This window comes from Variovorax sp. J22R115, from assembly GCF_030317005.1.
In the GTDB taxonomy this organism is placed as follows: Bacteria; Pseudomonadota; Gammaproteobacteria; order Burkholderiales; family Burkholderiaceae_C; genus Variovorax.
Genome location: NZ_JASZYM010000001.1, coordinates 525,187 through 546,627 on the forward strand (window position 1 = coordinate 525,187; position 21,441 = coordinate 546,627).

Consider the following 21,441-nt stretch of genomic DNA (forward strand, 5'->3'; position numbering starts at 1 on the left):
TGCTTCAAGCGTTGGCCTCCTACGTGCATCGCTGGCGACGCCCCTGAACATCGCGATCCCACGACAAGGAGTTCACGATGCCCACCACCAAACGCGCCACCCCCGATGCCTGCAGCTTGCTCGACGGCGATCACCGCAAGGTCAAGAAGATGTTCGGCGACTACGAGACCCTCGCCAAGTCGCGCTCGGCCAGCGCAGCCCAGAAGAAGCGCGATCTGGCCAAGGAGATCTGCATGGAGCTCTCGGTCCATGCGCAAGTTGAAGAGGAGATCTTCTATCCGGCGCTGCGCGAGGCGATCAAGGAGACCGACCTGCTCGACGAGGCCGAGGTCGAGCACGGCACCGCGAAGGACCTGATCGCCCAGCTCGAAGGCTCGACGGACGCGGACGAGATGTTCGACGCGAAGGTCAAGGTGCTTGGGGAGTACATCGATCACCACGTGAAGGAAGAGCGCAACGAGATCTTCGTGAAGGCGCGTGCGGCCAAGGGCCTGGACCTGGTCGCCATGCGCGAACAGCTCGCGGCGCGCAAGGAAGAGCTGATGGAAGAGCTGACGGGAGCGATGGCCTGAGGAGGCGAGGCGGGCCGCCGGGTGCGGCCCCGCGCTCGCGCCAGGGTTGATTTCGCGGGCATGCAGTTGCCGGAGCTGGGGGCAATTACCTCAGTTTCGGCGGCGCCGAAGACGGCCCAGAGGATGGTCCCGGGGGTGGAGAGAAGCCGGGCCTTGATGCGCTTGCGGGTGGCGGGTATTTCATCCGCGACTCGATGAGTCCAACCGTGTCGGCCACGTCGGTGTTGTTCGGGTTTTCCATGGAGTAGCGCCGGGCGGCCTCGACAAGGCGTTGAACCTGCGAATCCGGTGCCGCGTTCGCGAGGAGTGGAATCGCCTCCGACGAGGACAGGTAGGCCACGAGTTTGCGCGCGTCGGTGCCGCGCTCGCTCAACTTGGCGATGATGATCTCGTCCAGGGGGCGTCCGGTCTTCGCGTTCTCAATGGCGGCGCTCGCGCGCAACCATTCCCGATACCGGATCACATCCACCGCGCCGTACTGGCCTGCGCCGTAGTCGAAGCCGGGTTCATTGGCACGCAGAAGTCTCGCCATATCCGGTGACGCCTTGAGGAACGATGCTGCATTGAATTCTTCCCTGCTGTTGAGAGCGACCGTCAACACATCGGTTGCGATGCGATGCGGATTGGCGCGTAGTTCCGCCAGGTACTCTTGCTGCTTTTCCAGCGGTGCGCTCGCCACGAGATGCGCCAACTCGTGGTAGTAGGACTCCGGAGCCAACACGCCATTGTCGAGCGCTCGCTTGAGAACGGACTCGGTCCCGGGCTGGTACCCCAGCCGCGCATAGCTGACGGCGGCCATGGCTGCGACCTGCTTGTCCGGGTGGGTGGTCAGGGCCTTGAGTTCGAGCGCGATGGCGCCGTTTTCCCCCGTCGTGTTGTCACGGTCGTGAAGACGCCCAAGTATCCGGATCATCGGAAGCATCTCATCGGCACTCAGACGTCCTCTGCTTAAGAGCAAACGAGCGGCATCGACGGACTGCGGTGTCGACGGAACTCCCTTGAAATAGATTTCATCCAGGGCGTTGCGCCCGGCGATTCCCCCGAGAGGAGTGAATCCAACTAGCGGGTTGTCGCGATCGGCCCCTGGCTGTGCAAGCGCCAATCGCGCCTGGTGGTGGGCCGCGCCGTGCGCTTTGTAAGACCACGGAGCGTATTGCTTCAGCGCGTCAATCGCAGGCGCGAGGGCACCCAACTGCTGAGTCCTCGAAGGGAAGGTGGCATGCACCAGGGCACCCGATGCGAGAGCACCGACACACGCAAGTCCCCAATGTTTTGGCGTCATTGTCATGCGCCAACTAGCCCGCCATGCATACCACGTCAATGAGATCCCCATCGTAGGTGGAGGGCTGTTGACCAGCGCGTGCTTGGCCAAGCAATTGGGTCAGGTCGTCGAGATCTCGTGCCGTGCGGTCGGGTGCAAGCTGGATGTTCAGTCGGCCTTTTTGCCCGGGCGGCCCTTCATCCTGGGTTTCGTATTCAATCAGTTCGACGCTTGCGAAGATTTTCATCCAGACTCCTCGGCGAAGCCAGCCCGTGACTGGAACAGAACTCCTGATTAATTGATCCGCCGCCGCCAATCCTGTTCAGCGCCGCCAGCAACTGCGCCAAAGAGGGTGCGAACTCACCAACCGGATCAGACCCGGCAGGGATGGTAACCCGCATGTGCGATCGCAAAGAACGCATGGGCGTTCGCGCGATTGATCAAGTAGCCTCCGCGGGGCGCTCGGGCAGGGTGAACGCAAATGTCGACCCCTTGCCTGGCGCACTCGTCAAGCGCATGGCTCCGCCATGCAGTTCGACGAAGCGTTTCGCCAGCGTCAGACCCAGCCCTGTACCTTCGGACTTGCCCAACTGATCACCCGATGCCTGGCGGAACTCTTCAAATACCAAGGCCTGCTCATCGAGTGCGATGCCAACGCCGTTGTCGATCACCGCGATCTCGACGGAACTGCCGTCTGAGCCTTTCAGGTGCCGCGCGCGGAGGGTCACGTTGCCGCCCATGGGCGTGAACTTGACGGCATTCGACAGCAGGTTGATCACCACCTGCTTGATCTTGCGCTGATCGGCCACCCATTCCTCCGGTGCTCCTGCCGCTTCGAGCGCCAACGTCAAGCCGCTTCGAGCGGCGCGCTCGCGAATCAGCATGGCTGCCGCGTCGAGCACCTCGCGCAGGTTGAACCTTGATAGTTCGAGTTCCATTCGGCCCGCCTCGATCTTCGACAGGTCGAGGATGTCGTTGATCAAGGTCAGAAGATGGTGACCCGAGCCGTGGATGTCTTGCAAATAGTCGAGTTGCCGGTCGTTGACGTCCCCCACCATCTTCTCGGCGAGCACCTCAGAGAAGCCGATGATCGCGTTCAGCGGGGTGCGAAGCTCATGGGACATGGCGGCCAGGAATTCCGACTTGTGCCGGTTCGCCGCCTCGATCTGCCTACTCTTTTCCTGAATCTCCCGGTACAGGCGTTCCAGCTCGTCGCTCATGTGATTGAGATTACCGGCCAGAGCGCCCAGCTCGTCGCGGTTGGGGACGACTACCTGGCTCTTGAAATCTCCAGCAGCGATTTGATCAAAGCGCCCGCCCATCTGTCGCAGCGGGCCGATCAGGGATAGCGAGATCGCGTAGCCGAGCCCCAGTGCCAGAACGATGCTTCCGACGGCAAACGCCACGACCCATCTCCGCGAGGCCGCGTAACCGTCGTGGCTTTCGTCAATGCGCGCAAGCATTTCAGCCTCGGCCTTGTTGACGAGTTCGTTCGTCAGGCGCTCGAGTCGTTCTGCGAGGGGCCCTACGCGCTCGACTTGCGCAATTCGCCCCTCAGTCGCCTTGCCGGCCCTCACCAGTTCGATCACTTCGCCCACCGCGGCGGTGAATCCCTCGTACGCGAGGCGTACGCGCTGCAGCACCTCGACTTCATCCTGCGCAACGAACCTCAGCCGGTCCAGGTCGTAGCCGAACTGGTGGAGTTGACGCAGGGTCGCGTCAAGGGTGGATGGGTCCGGCGCCAACATCGCAGTGGCCACGCTGTACAGCTGCGCAGTGGTGCTTTGCTCAATCTGCCGGTATGCGGCAATCTTGCGCTGCAGCTGAACGAAGTCCTCGGCACGCTGGTTCAGTCGACCTAGTTCGGCCAAGCTGACCGCTCCGACTGCGATCAGAAGCCCCACCATGGTGAGAAACGCAACCAGCAGCTTTGTGTGCAAGGTGGCCGGCGCGCGAGCCACGGCCAATGGCAGCCATCGAAGCAGTGGTGCATTCATTTGCGCGTCAACCTCTGCTTGTTCGCCTGCGCTTGTCGCTCTTGGCGAATCTCACTCGCTAGCCAGCATCTGCAGGTCTCTCTGCATTTCTCTGGAGTTGAAGTTGGTGCCCATGTATTGCACCCGCATCATGCCGGCGCGATCGACCAGCGAAGTCAGGAACAAATGGTCGACGCCACCAGTTTCTGCTGCCTTCGCATACGACCCAAAGCCCCGAACCGCGTCGTCGATGGCCTTCGGCGCTCCAGTCAGGAAATACCAGCCTGGTGTATCGGCGCCGAACGAAGCCGCGTACGTTCGCAGGCGTGCCGGCGTATCGGTCAATGGGTCCACGGTGATGGCCACGAACGCGTACCGAGTGCCGAACTCGCGGCCCATGGCTCGCCCGAGCTCGGCCAACTTGGCCACCAGAATGGGGCAACTGGTGGAGCAGGTCGTGAACACGAAGGTGACCAGCAGGACCTTGCCGCGTAGGTCAGCGAGCGTAACGCGCGTGCCCGTCGCAGACTCAAGCGCAAAGTGCGGTGCCGGCCCGAGCACGGGTAGGCGCTCGATGCCGTCTGGCGCAGCCTTGATGGTCAGCGCATTCGCAAGTAGCGGCGCCGGCGCCAGCCAAACGCCGATAGCACCATTCAAGAGGTGACGACGGCTTGGCATCGTTTGAATCTTCATGTCGTCGGCTCCTTGCTGCGCGGCTCATGCCATCGCCAGTCGATGCCTCAAGCTCAGGCCTTCAGTTCCCGCTTCAGCTCGTTCAGAAACCGCCAATCCGTACCATCCGCAATGAGCTTTTGCGGAGTTGACTTGATGAGGCCGACGTCGCGCAGGCGCAGCGCGTGAAAGCGCAACGTGTCTTCGGGATTGACCGTTCGGTAGTCGTAGTTCAGCTTCTTTAGGGACTGGACCCCGATGTCGTAGCGCGTTTCGTAGCCATGGTCGCGGAGGTATCCGGCCGCCTGTTGCGGCTGCGCCTTGCACAACTCGACGGCCTTGAAGATTGCGCGCAGCACGTGCTTGGTAGCCACAGGGTTGCGCTGAACGTAGTCTCGGTTCGCGCCGATCATGCAGCAGTAGTACTGCGACCAAGGTCGATCAACGTTGGTGTCGAGCAGCACTTGGCCAATCTTCCTAGCGCGCAACTCCTGCGGCTCTGGCGGGAAAGCCAAGAATGCATCGGCACGCTTGTCGATGAAGGCATCCATTGCGCTACCGCCTGGGCGCGCCAGCCACTTCACGTCATTCGGCTGGAAGCCTGCATAAGAGAGCATGCTTGTCAGAAGAATCTGGTCGCCCCCCAAGTACTTCTCGCAGACGACGGTCTTGCCCTTCAGGTCGCTCAGACTGCGCATGTTGCCGTGCCCGAACAGCTCCCAGCAGCCCAGGTGCACTCCAGCCAGCAACACAACACCCTTTCCCGCATCCATCACCGGCAGGAAGCCGGTCGTGTACCACATCGTGATGTCCGCCTTGCCGCTGGCCAGCGCGTCCGGGCCCGCGCGCGTGCCAAGGGGGAGGTATTGGACATCGCTGAACCCTTCGTTTCGCAACAGTTCCCCGGCAAGGTACTGCGGCGCAATGCAGATCGAAGGCGAATGGCAGAAGCGTACCGTGCGAGTCTCGGGCGGCGAGTCATCATCGGCGACGGCTGGGCCGTGGGTGAAGCCCAGCAATCCGGCCGCCCCGAGGGCGGACGCATCCTCAAGAAATTCTCGGCGACTCAGTCCCAGCGATGTGATCGTGCTCATGGTGCTTGGCCCGGTTCGGTGTGGTCCATTCAGCGACCGGTGGTCTTGCTCGCCGTCAGTTCCGCGAGGAAGCCTTTGATTGCGCGGCTTATGGCCACGGTGGCCTGTGGGTCGGCGTCGTACCAAATGGTATGACCGGCGATCGAGTCGATTTCGACTGCGCGTGCTTTCGGAATGAGCGCCACTTCCGCGAGGATGTTCTTCGGCGAGAAGATTTGATCTTTCGGCGCATAGATGTAGAGCGCCTTTGCCTTGATCGACGCCAACGCTGCCTCTATGTTGCCGTCAAATCCCGGCGTATCGCCGAGCCAGAAGTCGTAGAAGGATTTGTACAGGTAGTAGAGGTCGCGGGCATCCTGAACGTCCAGGTAGTAAGCCCCGAACGCCACGCGCCAACGCTGATAGGCCTCTGGAGTGTCGAGGTGCTGGTCCCACCACTCGGGGGTGTAGAAGTAGAGCGTTTGGACGGACAGTGCTTGTGTTGCGCACTCCTTGGGATTCTGGTCATAGTTGCCTCCGTTCCAGCCGGCGCAGGACTCAAGCATCGAGACCATGAGCGGCCAACGGAAGCGGCCCGTGCTGGTACTGAAGCTGCTGCCGACAATCGGGACAATGCCGTCCACGAATTCGGGGTAGCTCACTGCGAGCTGAGTGCTGTATAGCGCGCCAGACGACATCCCTGTCACCGCAAGGAGGTGCGAGATACCCAACCCCTCGGTGAGAAGCTTGTGCTGTGCGTTCACCATGTCGCGGCCGCTGTATTGTGGGAACGCCATCTTCAAGCCGCTATTGGTCGGACTCGTCGAATGCTCGTAGCCGATTTGCGTCGCCCCGAGGGCATCGGAGCAAATGATGAAGAATTTGTCTGTGTCGAGGGCGCGCCCCGGCCCGATGTGATGATCCATGCCGTGATGGTTTCCACCGAATCCGTGCAGGAACAGGATCGCGTTGTCCTTCGCGGCATTGAGCTTGCCGTGCGTGACGTAGCTCATCTTCAGATTCGGAATCACGCTGCCGCTCTCGAGCTTGAGATCCCCGAGCTGGGCCATCTGATGGGGAGGTTGGTCTTCCCAGTGGGCACAGGCTGGACCCGCCACACCAAGGGCAAGGGCGAATGCTGAGCACAGCCACAGCTTCGACAGCGCCTTCATCACTTCCATCCTTTTTGAAGTTCGGGACGGGATTGGTGGCAGACCGATCGGGGGAAGTTACTCCTCCAGGCCGGCGATGTCGAGTGTGATCCGACATGCCAGGGCGGCGGCGAACCGAGAGCCGCTTCGTGGTCTGGCGCCAAATCTTCCATCGGTCGGCGCACACGATCCGGCGCCCTCGCGCATGAAGCCTCGCGGAATGGCTATGAGAGGTAACGAATCAGCGAGCGGCTGTCTTGTTCGCAGTCAACTCGTAAAGGAAGGCCTTGATCGCGCGACTTACGGCCACGGTGGCCTGTGGTTCGGCGTTGTACCAGATGGTGTGTCGGCGTCAGAATCGATAGCGAGGTCGCACGCCTTCGGAATCAGCTTCGCCTCGTCGGCGATATTTTTCGGCGGGACGAGTTCGTCCTGGAACGAATGGATGAAGAGCGCCTTCGCCTTGATAGAACCCAACGCCGCCTGCATGCTCCCGTTGAATCCCGGCGTGTCCGTGACCCAGCCCTTCTCGTACGATCGCTCCAAGTAGTAAAGGTCGCGGGTATCTTGGACGTCGAGGGTGAAGGCGCCCATCGCCACGCGCCAACGCTGGTGAGCCTCGGCCGTGTCAATGTGCCGCTCCCACCAATCGCGACTGTAAAAGTAGGGGATCGGCACGGAGATGTAGCTCGTTGCGCAGGCTTTCGGGTTCTCGTCGTAGTTGCCCTCGTTCCAGCCCGCGCAGGACTCGATGATCGAATTCCGGAGTGACCCGCGAAGTCTCCCCGTCTTGCCGTAGAAGCCGCCCCCGGAGATCGGCACGATGCCGTCCATGAAGTCCGGATAGCTCACCGCGAGCTGAATGCTGTACGAGCCGCCGGACGAGATTCCGACCACCGCGAGCAAGTGCGAAATGCCGAGGCCCTCCGTGATCAGCATGTGCTGCATCATGTCGGGCCCGTTGTACTGCGGGAACTTCATCTTCAGCCCGCTGTTGGTCGGACTCGCCGAGTGCTCACACGGCGCAATGTCACCCGGTAACAGTCCAGGTGAGTCAATGCGGGGGGTCAGTTCCTGATGTCGCTTGACAGCGCACATACCCACCCAGTCTGTCCATCGATGCATGATCGGGGGCCCTTCGCTAGTGGATCGCCAAAAGGCGTGGAAGGCTGGGGAGGCTCCACCCGCCGCGATCGTCGGACGCCGCAACTCCCGAAGGTGAAGGATTGGTCGACAAAGACGCCTGGCCGCCGGTTCCGTCCGCGGAGGGTCCGCCCGCGGAAAATGGCTTCGCTGGCGGATGGGCTGCGGGACCCGAACTCATGGCGGCAGCCAATCGATGGTGCTGCATATCTTCATGCGCTCCGAGGCAGCGCCAGTATGGGAACACCCGGACCAGCAGGTACCCCGCTTCTCGCGGCTCAGGCGTTCCCCTTCACCAGCGCACCGATGCATGCACGCCCCAACGTCGGCATGCCAACTCATGAAGTCATCATTGGCGCGTCTCCGGGCGATCGCCAGACGCGCGGAATCCAAATTGCCGAGACGAGGGTCTATGAAATTCCCAAGGCGCTTCAAGTCCCTGCGGAGAGCATCAGTTGCGCTTCTTGACGGCTGCGAATGCTCGCGAAGCATGGCGAGCCTATTCTTCAGGACGCCGACACAGTAGACCGTCGTGAGTTCGAGGTCCGACGGCTGCAGCCGCGCTGCTTCCACGTCTTGCCCCGCCGTCGCAGCAGCAACACAGAGGAGCAGCTGTAACCTGGATCTCATCGCAGGCTAGCTCACATGCAATCTCTTTCGCATCGCGCGCCCTCCGCTTATGGGGTCGTGGATTTTGAGGCTGAGAACAAAAGTTCGCCATGGCTTTTGACATGCCGGGCAGGACGCTGGAGGCGCCGTCTCAGCGCCCGGGCGGGGGTCAGTGGCGGAAATGCGACCAGATGAAGGAATACGCGGTGAAGGGCTACGCGGGCGATCGAACAAACGGGCCGGCCCAGACCGGGCGTAGGCTCTTCTCCGAAGCGGCTGCCCGGGTGCATGGCGCGGCTTCGGAGATCCGCCAGGGGCTTGGTGTTCGCTGAAGTGACAGTTTGCCAGGCGACTTCCGAAGGCGCAGCATTTGCCATCTTCGCATCGCGAGGAGTCCTTATGGGCAATGCGAACGTCATCGAACGCCGGACCAGATCAAAGCTGCGACGGGCCGCCGGCGTCCTCGTGCCGATGATGATGATCACGGTGGCCGTCACGGCCGATGCACTGGCGCAGACTCCCGCGCGACTGCCCCGAATCGGAGCTGTCGGTATTGGTTCCGACGAGGCGCAGGTGCGCAGGTACTCCGTCTGGAAATCGCTGCTGGCCGGCTTGGGCGATCAAGGCATGGTCGAAGGGCGAGACTACACGCTCGATCTGCGCTTCACCGCCGGGCGGCCAGAGCTGTTCGAGCCGCTGACGCAGGAGCTGGTCAAGTCCTCGGTGGATTTAATCGTGGTGGGGGTCTGTGGCGCTCCGCTCGACGCGGCGCGGCGCGCCACGCAGACGATCCCGATCGTGGTGCCGACCTGCAATGACGACCTGGTCGAGTTGGGCATCGTCAAGAGCTTCAAGCACCCCGGTGGCAACATCACGGGCATGTCCAAGCTGACGCCCCAGCTGGCAAGCAAACGTCTTGAGCTCCTGCTTCAGGCGGTCCCGCAGGCGAAGCGGATTGCGATCCTTTGGAATCCTGGGTACTCGGAGTTCAAGGCCGACTGGCGCGAGTTGCGCGACGCGGCCCGCGTGCTTGGGGTGACACTCGTACCGTTCGAATTCCGCAAGGTCGACGATCTCGAGCCGGTCTTCGACTCCATCGCGGCTGAGCGCCCCGATGCGCTCATGATGTTCAGCGATCAACTTGCTTACGCATTCGCCGCGCGCATCGCCAAGCTGGCCACGGAGAGGCGGCTACCGTCGATGTTCGCATTCCGAGAAGTGCCAGACGCCGGCGGTCTCATGTCATACGGGCCGAACATCCCCGGGATGTGGCGTCAGTCGGCCAAGCAGATCGCGCGCATTCTCCATGGCGAAAAGGCCGGAGATCTGCCAATCGAGCAACCGACATTGTTCGAGCTGGTGATCAATCGCAAGACGGCGAACGATCTCGGGGTCACCATCCGGCAATCCTTGCTGCGGCGGTCCGACGCTGTTGTTGACTGAGCCGCTACTTGCACTCTCCCGACCTCCGCGCTTCGGTGACCATTGCCCCTCGCGTGGATCGGCGGCTCCAAAGGCGCACACGGCGGCGCAGGCGTCCTCTCAGGAGGCGGTGCTTGCAGCATCACCGGCAATAGCGCCGGCGCCTGCTCAGCGCGACCGCGGGCCCCATGCAGAACGATCCAACGCCGCAACAGGTTCGCGTTGACCCTGTGCGTCATGCCGGTGGCGGCTGAAGTCCCAGGGCATCAAACATTGTCGAACCAGTTCATCCTTGAACTCATCGGCGTAAATGCGCTTGCCATTGCTGCGCACGCCCAGGACGCCACGTGGCAGCTGCCTCGGGTGTTCTCTCTCGGTCAGGGTATCCATGCTGCGTCCACTACCCATGTCAGTGGACGCAAGGGTGCCGCGGCACCTCTGTCAGCTCAAGAGGGTACTGAGGCCTCGCCTACTTGACCAGACTCAACAGGTCAAGAAATAACCTCTCGACGATTCACCGCTAGGGCGTTCGATTCTTGCGATAGGAGTTTTTCAGGAAGATCTTGCCGTCCCGAAGCGTGAACAGGTCGCAGCCCTGGACTTCGACGCGAGTCCCATGCGCCGGCGTCCCCGTGAACGTCCATTCTGAGACAGCGCGATCGCCGAGCACGAAATGGCGCGCATTCGCCCAGTGGGCATCGGGAAAGACGGCCCAGACTTGCGCGAAGGCCGCTCGCACCGCCTCGCGGCCGACGGCGCGGCGTCCGCAGGCATCGGGCCCGGCGGAGGATTCGAAGACGCAATCCTCGGTCATGAAGGACATGAGCGCGTCGATGTCGTGCCGATTCCACGCGTCGGCAAACGACTGAAGGAATTCCGGGGTCACCTCGGGAATCACCGTCTGCATGATCGGACACCTTTGCAGCGCCTGCGCGCTGATGCTCCGTTGGCGCATGGGGCACGCACGCACGCACGCACGCACGCACGCACGCACGCACGCACGCACGCACGCATCGTGTTTGCCAAGCGGCTGTTGCTCCCCACAGAAATGATACCGCCGCGGGTGGCGAGCCGAGGAGGGTCTCGTGGCGCCGAGTGCGTGTATTCAAGCGATGACCGGCAGGGGCCATACGGGGACCCGGCAGGTGCCCCAGGTCCCGATCTCGGGCTTCGGCGGCCAAGCATTCAGGAACGCGGCTGCAGCGTGAGCCCGATCAGCCGGGAAACGACCATGGCCAGGTACATCACGCCGGCGAACATGGCGAGGCTCGCGACGGCGCGGGCGTGGACCGTGACCGGGATGACGTCGCCGATCCCTGTGCTCGAGAGCAGCGCGAAGCTCAGGTACATCAGCTCGCTCCAGGACCTGGCCTGCTGCGGATTCACTGCGGCCTGGAAACTCCCGGGCTGGAGCGCCTGAACCACGACGAACAGGTGAGTGAACGCCCAGGCCAGCAACGTGAACGTCGCGCCCACGGCGAACAGCTCGTCGAGCGTCGCATACCGATCGGCCAGCATGTAGGCGATCAAGCTGCCCGTCGCATAGAAATAGAACACCGCCTCGAGGGCGGAGGACCACACGAGCAGTTCGGGCCGATCGGCCATCGCCTGCAGCACGAGCAGGGCGGTGGTCGGGATCGCCAGGCCGACGCTGATCCACGTCAGCCATGGCGTGCGGCGGACCATGCGGATCGTCACGTACAGCACGACCATCCCGAAGACGGCCAGCGCGGGGGCTCCGGCGCGCGTCGACTCGACAAAGGGATAGAGAACGATGCCGAGGAGCTGCACGATCAACAGCATCGCCGACGGATGGCGGCGTATGTTGCCCAGCATGCCCGGTTGATTCATGGCCGCAGTGTCGCCGGTTCCTCCGCGTGACGCTGAGTTCCTCCCGCCTCGGAGGGCACGAGGCCTCGGGCGATGCCTCTGCCCGCTTCGGTTTTTCCTTGGGAATCTGAACGGTCGGCCGAAGCTTTCTTGCGACACGGTTTTGCGCCTACACACGTCGAGCGCGGCGCAAGCGAAGGTCGGGGCTCTCAAGAGGGAAGCACCATGCCCATTGCCCGACGACCGCCAGACATCGACCCTGACATCGCTCCGCTGCCGGTGGTCGCTCCGACCGAAGCCGAAAACCGGGCCGCTGGGCTCGAGGAAGAGGAGGCTTCCGCCGCGAAAGCATCGGACGAGGCCGATCCGCTCGGCGGCCCGAAACCGCAGCGTTCGTAAGGCGGCCCGACGGCGCAGTGGCCATTGAACGCAGACTCATCTCGACCTACTGGGAGCGGCGATGTTCGAACGATACAAGGCGAAGATCGAGGCCTATTGCAGGGAAGCCGGCATCGAAATCCCGGTCGGATTCAGCCGACATTCGGCGGGGCGGTACGCCGCCATCGACCTGGAATCGAGTCCGCCGAAGCTCGTCGCCACCACCTGGCTGAAGCACGAGGAGGCGGTGTACTACCTGGTGAATCTGGCGGAAGGCCGGAGAACGAAGATCCTGGATTTCAAGGACCGCTGTGAACTCAGCTTCAACGGCAAGACGAGCTTGTTGCAGGGTGATCCGTTCTAGTCGCGAGCGTGGGCCTGGATCGCGCGCTCGCCATATGGCATAGGCCAAGCGAAGAGCCACGGCGCGCTGGCTTCGTGTTTCCTTTGGCACTACATTGGAACTCGGCTGGGATTCGCGGCCGCAGTTCGGGAGGAATGCCATGAGAGCTCGTTCGAAGACTGTCGCCAGCGGGCAAGCGGTCACCGTTCAATGTGGAACGTCATAGGTAACCGCCAGGCTGCCGTGAGCCTGGCCGAATTTTCGGACACGGCGTGCTTTCTGCCCTGCAAGCATTGCCAGGAGCTGGTGCAGGAGGACGATCGGTTCTGTCGCTTTTGCGGAAGCGATCAGTTGGAAATGGATGGCATGGGCGAGGCGCAGCCAGCCAGCGGCCCGAATCGCGCTCCATCCACAGCGCGTGCAGCGCCGGTCGAGGTGGATTTCGCGGACACGGTGCAGCCAGGCGAAGCCACGGCGCTCGCGCTGTACGCTCCGACGAACGCGGCCAATGAGGCAGCGAGGCCGGAGTCGGCGCTCAACCGCCCGGACGCCTTCGGACTCAGGCGATTGCTGGAAGGCAGTGCACCGGGTCACCGGGCAGGCAGCTCCGTGATCGCGCTTCGCCTGGCGATCGGCGTGGTGTCGCTGGTGGTCTTGCTGACGCTCGTGCTGGGCCGCAACCTCGATCTCGACACGCTCAGGGCGAGCGTGGAGCAGCAGATCCAAGGCGCTCTGGTCGGCAGCGACCTGCGGTCCGCTGATCTGGCGCCCGGTGTCCTGAATTCCGGGGGGACGCTCGACCGTCCACTGCAAGTGCAAGTGCAAGTGCAAGGGCGAGCGCCAGCCGCACGGCCGCCGCAAGCCGACACCCGTGATCGGCCACGAGACACCGCCTCGGAAGTGGCCATCGCGCTCGGACTGGGTGAGCCGTCGGTGCCCGCAGCACCGGCCGTTTCGCCTGGGACGCCGCAGATGGCGGCGGGCCCTGCACCCGAGATGAGCGTGTCGGAGCCGAAGCAGGAGGGGTGCAGCGAGGCACTGGCCGCTCTGGCGATGTGCCCGCAGCCGTGACGTCCGAAACTTTCTTCATTGGAGCCAGCATGCGAATCACAACCCTACTGACGGTGCTGGTGGGGATGATCTTCCTGTCGTCCGCAGCCGCTGCGCCGAGGGCGGAGTACAAGATCGTCACCGCTTCGAAGACCGGCACCTACATCCAGATCGGCAACGACCTTGCCAAGTGGGTGGCCGATCCTGCGGGCATCGACCTGGAAGTCCTGGAGTCCAAGGGCTCGGCGGAGAACGTGCAGCGCATGCGCTTCGAACCGGGGGTGAAGCTGGCGCTGGTGCAGTCCGACGTGTACCAGGCCTTCCTGGACGAAGCGAAGGCGGGCAACGCCGATGCCGGCAACATCATTCGACCGCTGCGTCTGATCATGCCGCTCTATGACGAGGAGATCTACTTCGTCGCCCGCGCGGACTCGCCGCTGGAATCCATCCACGAGATCAAGAACAAGAAGATCAGCGTCGGCCCGTTGGGCAGCGGCACGGCACTCACGGCGAGAACGCTCTATCAGCTGATGTTCGAGGAGCCGATATCGGCTGCGAACGCGCAGTACCTGACGAACGAGGATGCGCTGGTCAAGCTCACCGTGGACAAGACGATCGACGTCGCCATCATCGTGGCCGGACAGCCGGCCAAGCTGTTCGCGGACATGAAGCCCGAGGCGCGCAAGTTCATCAAGATCCTGAAGCTGGACGAGTCGGCACCTGAATCGGCGCGCGCGAAGAAGACCTACTTTCCCGCGGCCATCCGCGCCACGAGCTACCCCACATGGCTCACGGCCGACACGCCGACCCTCACGGTGAAGGCCTACCTGGTCACCTATGACTACGGTCTGCAGTCGACCGTCGGCAATCTCGCCCGGTTTGCCGAGTCGCTGTGCACCAACTTCGACAAGCTCCAGGCCAACGGGCATCCCAAGTGGAAGCAGGTGAAGCTCGAGCTCCCTGCGCTGAGCCAAGGGTGGCGCTACTACGGCCCGATGGAAAAGCGCTTGCGTGCGTGCATTGCCGGCCAGAGGAGCCTCAACACGCCGACGCCGACCTCGACCAAGACGCAGGCACCAACGCGCAACTGCACCGAGCAGGAAGTGGTGCTCGGCATTTGCAAGAGCTGAGCTGGCAAGAGCGAAGCTGGCAGTGCAGGAAGCCGCGTCCCGACGCGCGGCCGCGCCCACGTCAGCAGAAACTAGGGTAAACCCTTATAATCGACCCATGCCAATTGGCATGCGAAAACTCAAGGGAACCCTCATGCTGGACCAGTCTGTCAGCGGCTCGAAAGGTCGCGTTTCTCGTGATGCCGATCGGGGCCAGGGGCGTCACCCGCTGGCGTCGGCCTGGAGTCTCTTCAAGCGTCTCGCCAGTGCCCGGACGGCGGCCCAGCTCGATGCGCTGGCAGACCGCTATCAGAGCAGCCAACCGGCCCTGGCCGCGGAGTTCCGCGCGGCGGCGTTCGCTACGAGTGCGCGAGGCGCCTGAGTCGAGTTGCAGGCGGCGGTAGGCTGCAGCCGCCTCGAGGTCCACGGCCTGACCGGCGCGCTCAGTTCTTTTGCGCCAGCTGTTCCAGGATGGCCGGGTTCTCCAGCGTGGAGGTGTCCTGCGTGATGGCTTCATCCTTGGCGACAGAGCGCAGCAGCCTGCGCATGATCTTGCCGCTGCGCGTCTTCGGCAGGTTGTCACCGAAGCGGATGTCCTTGGGCTTCGCGATCGGCCCGATTTCCCTGGCCACCCAGTTGCGCAGCTCGTTGGCGATCTTCCGGGCCTCTTCACCTTCGGGCCGTGCGCGCTTCAGGACGACGAAGGCGCAGATCGCCTCGCCCGTCGTCTCGTCGGGACGGCCGACCACGGCGGCTTCGGCCACGAGTTCCGTGCACGACACCAGCGCCGATTCGATCTCCATCGTGCCCATGCGGTGCCCCGAGACATTGAGCACGTCGTCGATGCGCCCGGTGATCGTGAAGTAGCCGGTCCCGGCATCGCGGATGGCGCCGTCACCGGCGAGGTAGTAGCCCTTGAGTTCAGGCGGGTAGTAGCTGGCCTTGAAGCGTTCGGGGTCGCCCCAGATCGTGCGGATCATGCTCGGCCAGGGCTTCTTCACGACCAGGATGCCGCCCTGGCCGTTGGGCACGTCGGTGCCGGTCTCGTCGACGATCGCCGCCGCGATGCCGGGGAAGGTCAGCGTGCAGGAGCCCGGCACCAGCGGCGTCGCACCGGGCAGCGGCGTGATCATGTGGCCGCCTGTTTCAGTCTGCCAAAAAGTATCGACAATCGGACAGCGACCGCCGCCGACATGCGCGTGGTACCACTCCCAGGCGGCCGGGTTGATCGGCTCGCCGACCGATCCCAGGATGCGCAGGCTCGACAGGTCGTAGCTCTTGGGGTGCACCGCCTCGTTGCTTTCCGAGGCCTTGATGAGCGACCGGATCGCGGTGGGCGCCGTGTAGAACACGCTGACCTGGTGGTCCTGGATCATCTTCCAGAAGCGGCCCGCATCGGGGTAGGTTGGCACCCCCTCGAACATGACCTCGGTCGCGCCGAGGGCGAGCGGGCCGTAGGTGATGTAGGTGTGGCCGGTGACCCAGCCGATGTCTGCAGTGCACCAGAACACGTCGTCGGGCTTAAGGTCGAAGGTCCATCGGGTGGTCAGCGCCGCGTGCAGCAGGTAGCCGCCGCTGGAATGCTGCACGCCCTTGGGCTTGCCGGTCGAGCCCGACGTGTACAGCACGAAGAGCGGATGCTCGGCGCCCACCCATTCGGGTTCGCAGGTCTCCGGCTGTTGCTGCGTCTCCTCGTGCAGCCAGCGGTCGCGTGAGGCGTCCCAGCCGATCGCGCCGCCGGTGCGCCGATAGACGAGCACATCGGCCACGGTCTCGCACCCACCCAGTGCGATCGCATCGTCGACGATGGCCTTGAGTGGCAAGTGCTTGCCGCCGCGCACCTGCTCGTCGGCGGTGATGACCATCACCGCGCCGACGTCGTGGATGCGGTCACGCAGGCTTTGCGCGGAGAAGCCGCCGAAGACCACCGAATGCGTGGCCCCGATCCGTGCGCAGGCCTGCATCGCGACCACCCCCTCCACGCTCATCGACATGTAGATGACGACGCGATCTCCCTTCCTGACACCGCGGGCCTTCAACGCGTTCGCCAGGCGGCAGGTGCGTGCCAGCAGCTCGCGGTAGCTGACCCGCGTCACCTGCCCGTCGTCGGCCTCGAAGATGATCGCGGTCTTGTCGCCCAGCCCACCCTCGACCTGACGGTCCAGGCAGTTGTAGGACACGTTCAGCGTGCCGTCCTCGAACCACTTGAAGAAGGGCGCCTGGCTGTCGTCGAGACCTCGGGTGAAGGGCGTCTTCCAGCTCAGGAACTCGCGCGCGAGGCGCGACCAGTAGCCGCTGTAGTCGGCCTCCGCCTCGGCCACCAGCTGGTGGTAGGCGGCCATGCCGGACACATGGGCGTCCCGGCTGTCCGGCACGGGAATCAGACGGGTCTTTGCTTCATTTGGGGTCACGATCAATCTCCTGGGGCCTGGGGTTAAGACATCGAAACGGATAGCGGTCATCGGTCGGCATGGCGGGTCAGCCAGGCGGCGACCGCAGCGGCACTGCGAAATTCGTCGCAGGCACGCGCCGGGACGGTGGGGTAGCGCTGGTTCCACATGCGGGCCAGCGCCTGGCCGGGCCCGATCTCCAGCACGCAGTGGATGTGTCGTGCCATGACGTTGTCCATGCACTCGTCCCACCGGACGGTGGTGGCGATCTGTGCGGCCAGCGCATGCCGGGCAGCGGCTGCGTCGCGGATGCGGTCCGCCGCATTGCTGAAGAGAGCGACTTGCGGCGCATGAAAGGAAACGCTTTCGAGCGCCCGCGCGAAGCGGTCCGCCGCCTCGCGCATCCACGGCGTGTGGGAGGCGACGTTGACGCGCAGCCGCGTGCACTGCGCGCCTTCGAGCGAGGCGATGCGCTCGGCCTGTCCCAATGCGGCGCTCGGGCCGCCGAGGATCACGCTCTCCGGGCCGTTGCGGATGGCGAGTGCGAGGCCGGTGTCCACGCACAGCTGTTCCAGCCGGGGCCCGGAAAGACCGGTGACGGCCAGCAGCCCGCCGGGGGCCTGCGCCGCACAGGCATCCATGGCCTCGGCGCGCTGCTGCGCCAGCGCGAGGGTCGGCCCGGCTTCGAGCACGCCGGCCGCGCTGAAAGCCGCGAGTTCCCCGACGCTGTAGCCCGCGATGGCAGCCGGGGGCGCCACGAGGGGTGCGAGTTGCTTCCACGCTGCCAGCGCGAGGCCGGTGAGCAAGCTCTGCGCGTTGTCGTTGCGTTCGGCCCAGGCAGGATCGGCCAGCGCGCCGCGCCAGTCCGCGACGCCGAGGCGCGCGCGCATGTCGCGCACGACGGCATCGTCGGCAAGCCACGGCAGCATCGCCGGATGCTGGTTGCCCTGGCCCGAGAACAGCAGCGCGAAGCTCATGCGCCTCCACCGACGCGCGCGAGCCAGCAGGCTGCGGCGAGCGTGTCGGCCGCGCCGCCGGGCGACAGGCGCCGTGCCACGAACTCGCCTGCAATGGCGTGCGCCTCCTGCAGTCCGTCGGGCCGGGCGACACCGCCCCGGTCCAGAAACGCCTGCGCCGTGCGCTGCGCGTAGCGCAGGCCGGCGAGACCGCCGCGGTGCGCGAGATTGCTGTCATCCAGCACGGCCATGGTGTGGAACAGCGTGTCGAGCCGCGCCTGCTGCGGCGTCAGGCCGCGCGCCAGTGCCGCCGTCAGCGCGGGCAGCGCCGTGTCGAACAGGACCGGGAAGGCGAGCGCCGCTTCTTGGGACGCGCTGCGAAGGCCGAGGCGTTGCGCGGCGATGCCGCCGGGCAGCGTGGGCGCGCGTTGGCTGCGGCTGGCGAGCGCATCGCCCCAATGCCGGCGCAGCGCGCCCCGCAGGGCCTCCGGTCGCAGTGCCCCGCCTTCCTCGCGCAGGGCCGCGCCCGCCGCGGCGCACAGCAGTCCCAGCATGAAGATCGCCCCGCGATGCGTGTTGATGCCGCCGGTGGCGGCGAGCATGCGTGCTTCCGCCGCGATGCCGCAGCGCTCGAGCACGGCGAACTCCGCGAGGCCCCATCCGGCTTCGGCGATCTGCGAAAAATAGCGGCGCAGCGAGAACAGGCTGCGCACGAAGGTGTGCGCGTCCATGTCGTCGTGGCTGCCGCGGTCGATCAATGTCACGAGTCCCGGCTTCGGCGTCAGCGACAGCTCGTCGTGCAGTGCGAGCGTGGCGGCGCGCCCGATCGCGGCGGGCGTGAGTTGCGGCTGCCGGTGGAGGCGCAGTGCCGCTGTCTTCATGCGACCGCCTCCGCCAATTCTGCACGCTCGCACCATGCGGTGTCGCGCTGCAGGGCCACGCTGTCCAGGCGCCTGACCATCACGGCGCGCGCGCGTCCGGCGCGCCATTCGATCCATTCGCGCCAGGCGACCGATGCACCGTCTCGGAAGACGAGTTCGCCGTCCAGCCGGGGCCGAGTGACGCCGAAGGACTGGAGCACCTGCGCGACGGCATCGGCCTGTTCCATCCCGTCGACGGCGACCCAGAGATCGAGGTCGGACTCCGCCCGCACGTGCGCGAGCCCGCTGATCGCCTGCCAGCCGTAGCTGCCGAAGACGTGCGCCGTCGCGCCAGCGGTGTCGAGCGCGTCCAGGAGCGCGCGGACCGGCCGCTGCGCCGAAAGTGGCAGCAGCGCTTGCACCGCGGCGAGGCCCGGAAACTCGTCGAGGCAAAGCACCGCGGCGTGCGGCAGCCGCAGCGCCAGCCGGCGCCGGTCCCATTGCGCAGGGGAGGGCAGACCCAGCGCGATCGCTCCGTCGTCGATGGCGTCTACCGTCTGGCGTGTCACCACCAGCGGCAGACGATGCGTCGCCCAGTGTGTCAGGCACGCGCGCGCCTGCGTGTCCCAGGGCCGTCGCAGCAGGGTGCTCCAGCCGGCGTCGGTGAGCCGGGCGAGTTGGTGGCGTCGCAGGCAGGCCATGGCGCGCTGCGGTCTCAGGCCGCGTCCAGCACGCGTTGCACGACAGGGGCGGCGAGCTGGCGCCCGCCGCGTTCGGCGCCGTCTCGTGCGCGCACATCGTCGGTCGGCGCGTGGGCCAGCGCATCGCGCAGGGCGGCCTGCAGGTCGCCCTGCCACAGCGCACGCACGCCCCCCATCGCCACATAGTTCTGCACGCCGGGTGCGAACACGGGGTTGGACTGCGACAGCGCCGTGAGCTTTTCCTCGGGCAGCTTGGTCACGCGCGCCATCGCGGGAATGCGCATCACCCGGATCTCGGCGTCCGGCAGGGCATAGCAGGCATCGGCGATCAGGCCCGAGGTGATGAAGCCGCCGGACAGGGCCTGGTCGTACACCAGTCCGATCACCCGGTGGCCGCGACGCCGTGCCAGGTCGATGCTGGCGCCGAGGTGCGCCATCGCACGATTGATGCCGAGCAACTCGTCGCGCCGGCGCAGCTGCTGGCCCTGCGTGTCGATCAGCAGCAGGATCGCCCGGCCGGGGTGCTGCGCGACCGTGTCGAGCACCACGCGCGCCTGGGCGAGCGCGAGCCTGACGCCGATCGGCGCGTGATTCGTGGTGCCGATGACCGTGAGCGGTTCGCCTTCGAACATCACTTCGCCCTGCAGGAAGTCGCCCGCGGCGCGCATGCCGTGGTAGGGGCCGAACAGCTGGGTGACAAGAGAATTCCACTGCATGTAGTGCTCCCGGGTTAGATGACGCGCAGCGCGCGCACGGTGTCGACCGACAGGTCGGGAACCTGCTCGGCATCGACGACGCCGAGTGCGCGCCAGAGCAGCACCGCTTCGTCGCGGCCGGTGTTGTCGCCCGGCAGGGCAAGCAGGCGCCGGGTGAGCAGCGCGTGCTCGTCCTCGAGCGCGGCCAGGGTCAACGGCTTCGCCGTGCCGAGCGCCGCGATGGCCGCTTCGCGAAAGGCGGCGACGTCGTCTTCGACCAGGGCGTCGCAGTCCCCGGTGAGCCAGCGGTGCTTGCCCCCGGTCGTGCGCCAGACCAGCGCCCGGTCGCGTGAATCGAATTCCTCCACGCCGTGCGACGCTTCGATGACTTCGGGGCCCGACATGGCCAGCCGCCCGACATCGCTCATCACGATGTGGTCGGCACAGCGCGCCACGATGCCCATGCCGCCGAAGCAGCCGTTGGCGCCGCCGATCAGCACGATCACCGGGATGCCGGCGGCGCGCACATCGAGCAGCGCGCGCATCACTTCCGACACCGCGATCAGCCCGGCATTGGCTTCGTGCAGCCGCACGCCGCCCGATTCGGCCAGAATCAGCACGGCCGTCGGCCGGTCGCGCTGCGCGCGCTGCAGCAGGCCGACGAGCTTGGCGCCGTGCACCTCGCCGACGCCGCCGCCCATGAACGCGCCTTCCTGCGCGGCCACGAACACGCCGTGGCCATCGAGCGTCGCGCGGCCGATCGCCACGCCATCGTCGAAGGCCGAGGGCACGCCGAGCTGCGCCAAATGCGGGCTGGTGACCCGTTCGCTGGGCGGCAGCCATTCATGAAAGCTGCCGGGGTCGAGCAGCAGCGCCAGGCGCTCGCGCGCGGAGCATTCGGCAAAGCTGATCATGGCTGGCCTCCGGTGATCTCGGCCACGGCCTGGTCGAGTCGCAGGCTCACCACGGCCGGCGTGGCGCCCATGTCGTTGATCGAGACGCGCACACCGGCCAGCGGATGACGCGCGTGGAAGTCGTTCATCACGGCCTGCCAGATCGGCCCGAAGCCACGCGCCGAGGTCTCGACGCGCACCGCGCAGTCGGGGCCCTCGACCGCCTCGAGCATCACCTCGAGGTTGCCGGAGCCGACGACGCCGACCAGCACCGGCACGAAAGCGCCTGCAGGCCGACCGCCAGAGAAGAAGAAGTCCAGGGTTTCGAGCCCTGCGGGAACATCGCTCATCGTTGAA

Annotated in this window: 24 protein-coding genes; 7 read left to right on the top strand and 17 right to left on the bottom strand. The window is 65.2% G+C overall.

Translation table 11 applies throughout. The features are described 5' to 3' along the window. Positions 1-77 precede the first annotated feature (77 nt). Positions 78-572 carry a hemerythrin domain-containing protein gene (locus QTI04_RS02295; RefSeq protein ID WP_286614028.1) on the top strand — a complete coding sequence of 165 codons (495 nt, stop codon included), beginning with the start codon at positions 78-80 and terminating at the stop codon, positions 570-572. Between the two features lie 85 nt (positions 573-657). Here QTI04_RS02295 and QTI04_RS02300 read toward each other — a convergent pair whose 3' ends face one another. From QTI04_RS02300 to QTI04_RS02330, 7 genes are all read right to left on the bottom strand, one after another. Next, positions 658-1,764 (bottom strand): hypothetical protein, encoded by a 1,107-nt coding sequence (locus QTI04_RS02300; RefSeq protein ID WP_286614029.1) that lies wholly within the window; start codon positions 1,762-1,764, stop codon positions 658-660. 103 nt (positions 1,765-1,867) lie between these two features. Then, positions 1,868-2,080, bottom strand: coding sequence for a hypothetical protein (locus tag QTI04_RS02305; protein ID WP_286614030.1), 213 nt, complete (start codon positions 2,078-2,080; stop codon positions 1,868-1,870). Positions 2,081-2,273: 193 nt separating this feature from the next. Next, positions 2,274-3,794 (bottom strand): ATP-binding protein, encoded by a 1,521-nt coding sequence (locus QTI04_RS02310; RefSeq protein ID WP_286604681.1) that lies wholly within the window; start codon positions 3,792-3,794, stop codon positions 2,274-2,276. An 87-nt stretch (positions 3,795-3,881) separates the two neighbouring features. After that, on the bottom strand, positions 3,882-4,502 hold the full coding sequence (locus QTI04_RS02315; protein WP_286604507.1) for an SCO family protein: 621 nt from the start codon (positions 4,500-4,502) through the stop codon (positions 3,882-3,884). Between the two features lie 53 nt (positions 4,503-4,555). Further along, positions 4,556-5,575 carry an ABC transporter substrate-binding protein gene (locus QTI04_RS02320; protein ID WP_286604505.1) on the bottom strand — a complete coding sequence of 340 codons (1,020 nt, stop codon included), beginning with the start codon at positions 5,573-5,575 and terminating at the stop codon, positions 4,556-4,558. A gap of 29 nt (positions 5,576-5,604) precedes the next feature. Continuing rightward, complete coding sequence (locus QTI04_RS02325) at positions 5,605-6,726, bottom strand: alpha/beta fold hydrolase (protein WP_286614031.1); 1,122 nt, start codon at positions 6,724-6,726, stop codon at positions 5,605-5,607. Positions 6,727-7,005: 279 nt separating this feature from the next. Beyond that, positions 7,006-7,686, bottom strand: coding sequence for a hypothetical protein (locus QTI04_RS02330; protein ID WP_286614032.1), 681 nt, complete (start codon positions 7,684-7,686; stop codon positions 7,006-7,008). A 1,092-nt stretch (positions 7,687-8,778) separates the two neighbouring features. On the opposite strand from QTI04_RS02330, the gene QTI04_RS02335 reads away from it, so the two are divergent. Beyond that, positions 8,779-9,900, top strand: coding sequence for an ABC transporter substrate-binding protein (locus QTI04_RS02335; protein WP_286614151.1), 1,122 nt, complete (start codon positions 8,779-8,781; stop codon positions 9,898-9,900). A 147-nt stretch (positions 9,901-10,047) separates the two neighbouring features. Here the strand turns inward: QTI04_RS02335 and QTI04_RS02340 are convergent, their stop codons facing one another. The 3 genes from QTI04_RS02340 to QTI04_RS02350 all read right to left on the bottom strand — a co-directional run bounded on the left by QTI04_RS02340 (position 10,048) and on the right by QTI04_RS02350 (position 11,715). Then, entirely contained in the window at positions 10,048-10,269 is a 222-nt protein-coding gene (locus QTI04_RS02340; protein WP_286614033.1) for a hypothetical protein, read from the bottom strand. Between the two features lie 130 nt (positions 10,270-10,399). After that, positions 10,400-10,786 (bottom strand): nuclear transport factor 2 family protein, encoded by a 387-nt coding sequence (locus QTI04_RS02345; protein WP_286614034.1) that lies wholly within the window; start codon positions 10,784-10,786, stop codon positions 10,400-10,402. Positions 10,787-11,064: 278 nt separating this feature from the next. After that, positions 11,065-11,715 (bottom strand): ion channel, encoded by a 651-nt coding sequence (locus QTI04_RS02350; RefSeq protein ID WP_286614035.1) that lies wholly within the window; start codon positions 11,713-11,715, stop codon positions 11,065-11,067. Between the two features lie 219 nt (positions 11,716-11,934). Here QTI04_RS02350 and QTI04_RS02355 point away from each other — a divergent pair, with 219 nt between their 5' ends. From QTI04_RS02355 to QTI04_RS02375, 5 genes are all read left to right on the top strand, one after another. Continuing rightward, complete coding sequence (locus tag QTI04_RS02355) at positions 11,935-12,108, top strand: hypothetical protein (protein WP_286614036.1); 174 nt, start codon at positions 11,935-11,937, stop codon at positions 12,106-12,108. Between the two features lie 61 nt (positions 12,109-12,169). After that, the gene (locus tag QTI04_RS02360) at positions 12,170-12,451 is read left to right on the top strand and encodes a hypothetical protein (protein WP_286604495.1); all 282 of its coding nucleotides are present in this window, start codon (positions 12,170-12,172) and stop codon (positions 12,449-12,451) included. Positions 12,452-12,787: 336 nt separating this feature from the next. Further along, on the top strand, positions 12,788-13,501 hold the full coding sequence (locus tag QTI04_RS02365) for a hypothetical protein (RefSeq protein ID WP_286614037.1): 714 nt from the start codon (positions 12,788-12,790) through the stop codon (positions 13,499-13,501). Positions 13,502-13,530: 29 nt separating this feature from the next. Further along, a complete protein-coding gene (locus QTI04_RS02370) occupies positions 13,531-14,610 on the top strand; it encodes a TAXI family TRAP transporter solute-binding subunit (RefSeq protein WP_286614038.1) in 1,080 nt (359 codons plus the stop codon). Positions 14,611-14,743: 133 nt separating this feature from the next. Next, positions 14,744-14,971 carry a hypothetical protein gene (locus QTI04_RS02375; protein WP_286614039.1) on the top strand — a complete coding sequence of 76 codons (228 nt, stop codon included), beginning with the start codon at positions 14,744-14,746 and terminating at the stop codon, positions 14,969-14,971. Between the two features lie 61 nt (positions 14,972-15,032). Here QTI04_RS02375 and acs read toward each other — a convergent pair whose 3' ends face one another. The 7 genes from acs to mdcC form a co-directional block, all read right to left on the bottom strand. Next, positions 15,033-16,931, bottom strand: a complete 1,899-nt coding sequence (gene acs, locus QTI04_RS02380; RefSeq protein ID WP_286614152.1) for an acetate--CoA ligase — start codon at positions 16,929-16,931, stop codon at positions 15,033-15,035. Positions 16,932-17,047: 116 nt separating this feature from the next. Next, on the bottom strand, positions 17,048-17,956 hold the full coding sequence (locus tag QTI04_RS02385; protein WP_286614040.1) for an ACP S-malonyltransferase: 909 nt from the start codon (positions 17,954-17,956) through the stop codon (positions 17,048-17,050). After that, positions 17,953-18,816 carry a triphosphoribosyl-dephospho-CoA synthase MdcB gene (gene mdcB, locus QTI04_RS02390; protein ID WP_286614041.1) on the bottom strand — a complete coding sequence of 288 codons (864 nt, stop codon included), beginning with the start codon at positions 18,814-18,816 and terminating at the stop codon, positions 17,953-17,955. Before mdcB ends, QTI04_RS02385 begins: the two co-directional genes overlap by 4 nt. Then, the gene (mdcG, locus tag QTI04_RS02395) at positions 18,813-19,496 is read right to left on the bottom strand and encodes a malonate decarboxylase holo-[acyl-carrier-protein] synthase (protein WP_286614042.1); all 684 of its coding nucleotides are present in this window, start codon (positions 19,494-19,496) and stop codon (positions 18,813-18,815) included. Before mdcG ends, mdcB begins: the two co-directional genes overlap by 4 nt. Positions 19,497-19,510: 14 nt before the next feature. Then, complete coding sequence (locus tag QTI04_RS02400) at positions 19,511-20,212, bottom strand: biotin-independent malonate decarboxylase subunit gamma (RefSeq protein ID WP_286603883.1); 702 nt, start codon at positions 20,210-20,212, stop codon at positions 19,511-19,513. A 14-nt stretch (positions 20,213-20,226) separates the two neighbouring features. Beyond that, the gene (locus QTI04_RS02405; protein ID WP_286614043.1) at positions 20,227-21,105 is read right to left on the bottom strand and encodes a biotin-independent malonate decarboxylase subunit beta; all 879 of its coding nucleotides are present in this window, start codon (positions 21,103-21,105) and stop codon (positions 20,227-20,229) included. Then, positions 21,102-21,434 (bottom strand): malonate decarboxylase acyl carrier protein, encoded by a 333-nt coding sequence (gene mdcC, locus QTI04_RS02410; RefSeq protein WP_286614044.1) that lies wholly within the window; start codon positions 21,432-21,434, stop codon positions 21,102-21,104. The genes QTI04_RS02405 and mdcC overlap by 4 nt, the downstream gene beginning before the upstream one ends. Positions 21,435-21,441: the final 7 nt, after the last annotated feature.

Coding starts and splice junctions, on each gene's coding strand:
- QTI04_RS02375 (WP_286614039.1), top strand. CDS start 14,744: ATGCTGGACCAGTCTGTCAGCGGCTCGAAAGGTCGCGTTTCTCGTGAT.
- QTI04_RS02385 (WP_286614040.1), bottom strand. CDS start 17,956: ATGAGCTTCGCGCTGCTGTTCTCGGGCCAGGGCAACCAGCATCCGGCG.
- QTI04_RS02355 (WP_286614036.1), top strand. CDS start 11,935: ATGCCCATTGCCCGACGACCGCCAGACATCGACCCTGACATCGCTCCG.
- QTI04_RS02345 (WP_286614034.1), bottom strand. CDS start 10,786: ATGCAGACGGTGATTCCCGAGGTGACCCCGGAATTCCTTCAGTCGTTT.
- QTI04_RS02315 (WP_286604507.1), bottom strand. CDS start 4,502: ATGAAGATTCAAACGATGCCAAGCCGTCGTCACCTCTTGAATGGTGCT.
- QTI04_RS02360 (WP_286604495.1), top strand. CDS start 12,170: ATGTTCGAACGATACAAGGCGAAGATCGAGGCCTATTGCAGGGAAGCC.
- QTI04_RS02320 (WP_286604505.1), bottom strand. CDS start 5,575: ATGAGCACGATCACATCGCTGGGACTGAGTCGCCGAGAATTTCTTGAG.
- QTI04_RS02295 (WP_286614028.1), top strand. CDS start 78: ATGCCCACCACCAAACGCGCCACCCCCGATGCCTGCAGCTTGCTCGAC.
- mdcG (WP_286614042.1), bottom strand. CDS start 19,496: ATGGCCTGCCTGCGACGCCACCAACTCGCCCGGCTCACCGACGCCGGC.
- QTI04_RS02370 (WP_286614038.1), top strand. CDS start 13,531: ATGCGAATCACAACCCTACTGACGGTGCTGGTGGGGATGATCTTCCTG.
- QTI04_RS02330 (WP_286614032.1), bottom strand. CDS start 7,686: ATGAAGTTCCCGCAGTACAACGGGCCCGACATGATGCAGCACATGCTG.
- QTI04_RS02405 (WP_286614043.1), bottom strand. CDS start 21,105: ATGATCAGCTTTGCCGAATGCTCCGCGCGCGAGCGCCTGGCGCTGCTG.
- QTI04_RS02350 (WP_286614035.1), bottom strand. CDS start 11,715: ATGCTGGGCAACATACGCCGCCATCCGTCGGCGATGCTGTTGATCGTG.
- acs (WP_286614152.1), bottom strand. CDS start 16,931: ATGGCCGCCTACCACCAGCTGGTGGCCGAGGCGGAGGCCGACTACAGC.
- QTI04_RS02325 (WP_286614031.1), bottom strand. CDS start 6,726: ATGAAGGCGCTGTCGAAGCTGTGGCTGTGCTCAGCATTCGCCCTTGCC.
- QTI04_RS02365 (WP_286614037.1), top strand. CDS start 12,788: ATGGATGGCATGGGCGAGGCGCAGCCAGCCAGCGGCCCGAATCGCGCT.
- QTI04_RS02305 (WP_286614030.1), bottom strand. CDS start 2,080: ATGAAAATCTTCGCAAGCGTCGAACTGATTGAATACGAAACCCAGGAT.
- mdcB (WP_286614041.1), bottom strand. CDS start 18,816: ATGAAGACAGCGGCACTGCGCCTCCACCGGCAGCCGCAACTCACGCCC.
- mdcC (WP_286614044.1), bottom strand. CDS start 21,434: ATGAGCGATGTTCCCGCAGGGCTCGAAACCCTGGACTTCTTCTTCTCT.
- QTI04_RS02340 (WP_286614033.1), bottom strand. CDS start 10,269: ATGGATACCCTGACCGAGAGAGAACACCCGAGGCAGCTGCCACGTGGC.
- QTI04_RS02400 (WP_286603883.1), bottom strand. CDS start 20,212: ATGCAGTGGAATTCTCTTGTCACCCAGCTGTTCGGCCCCTACCACGGC.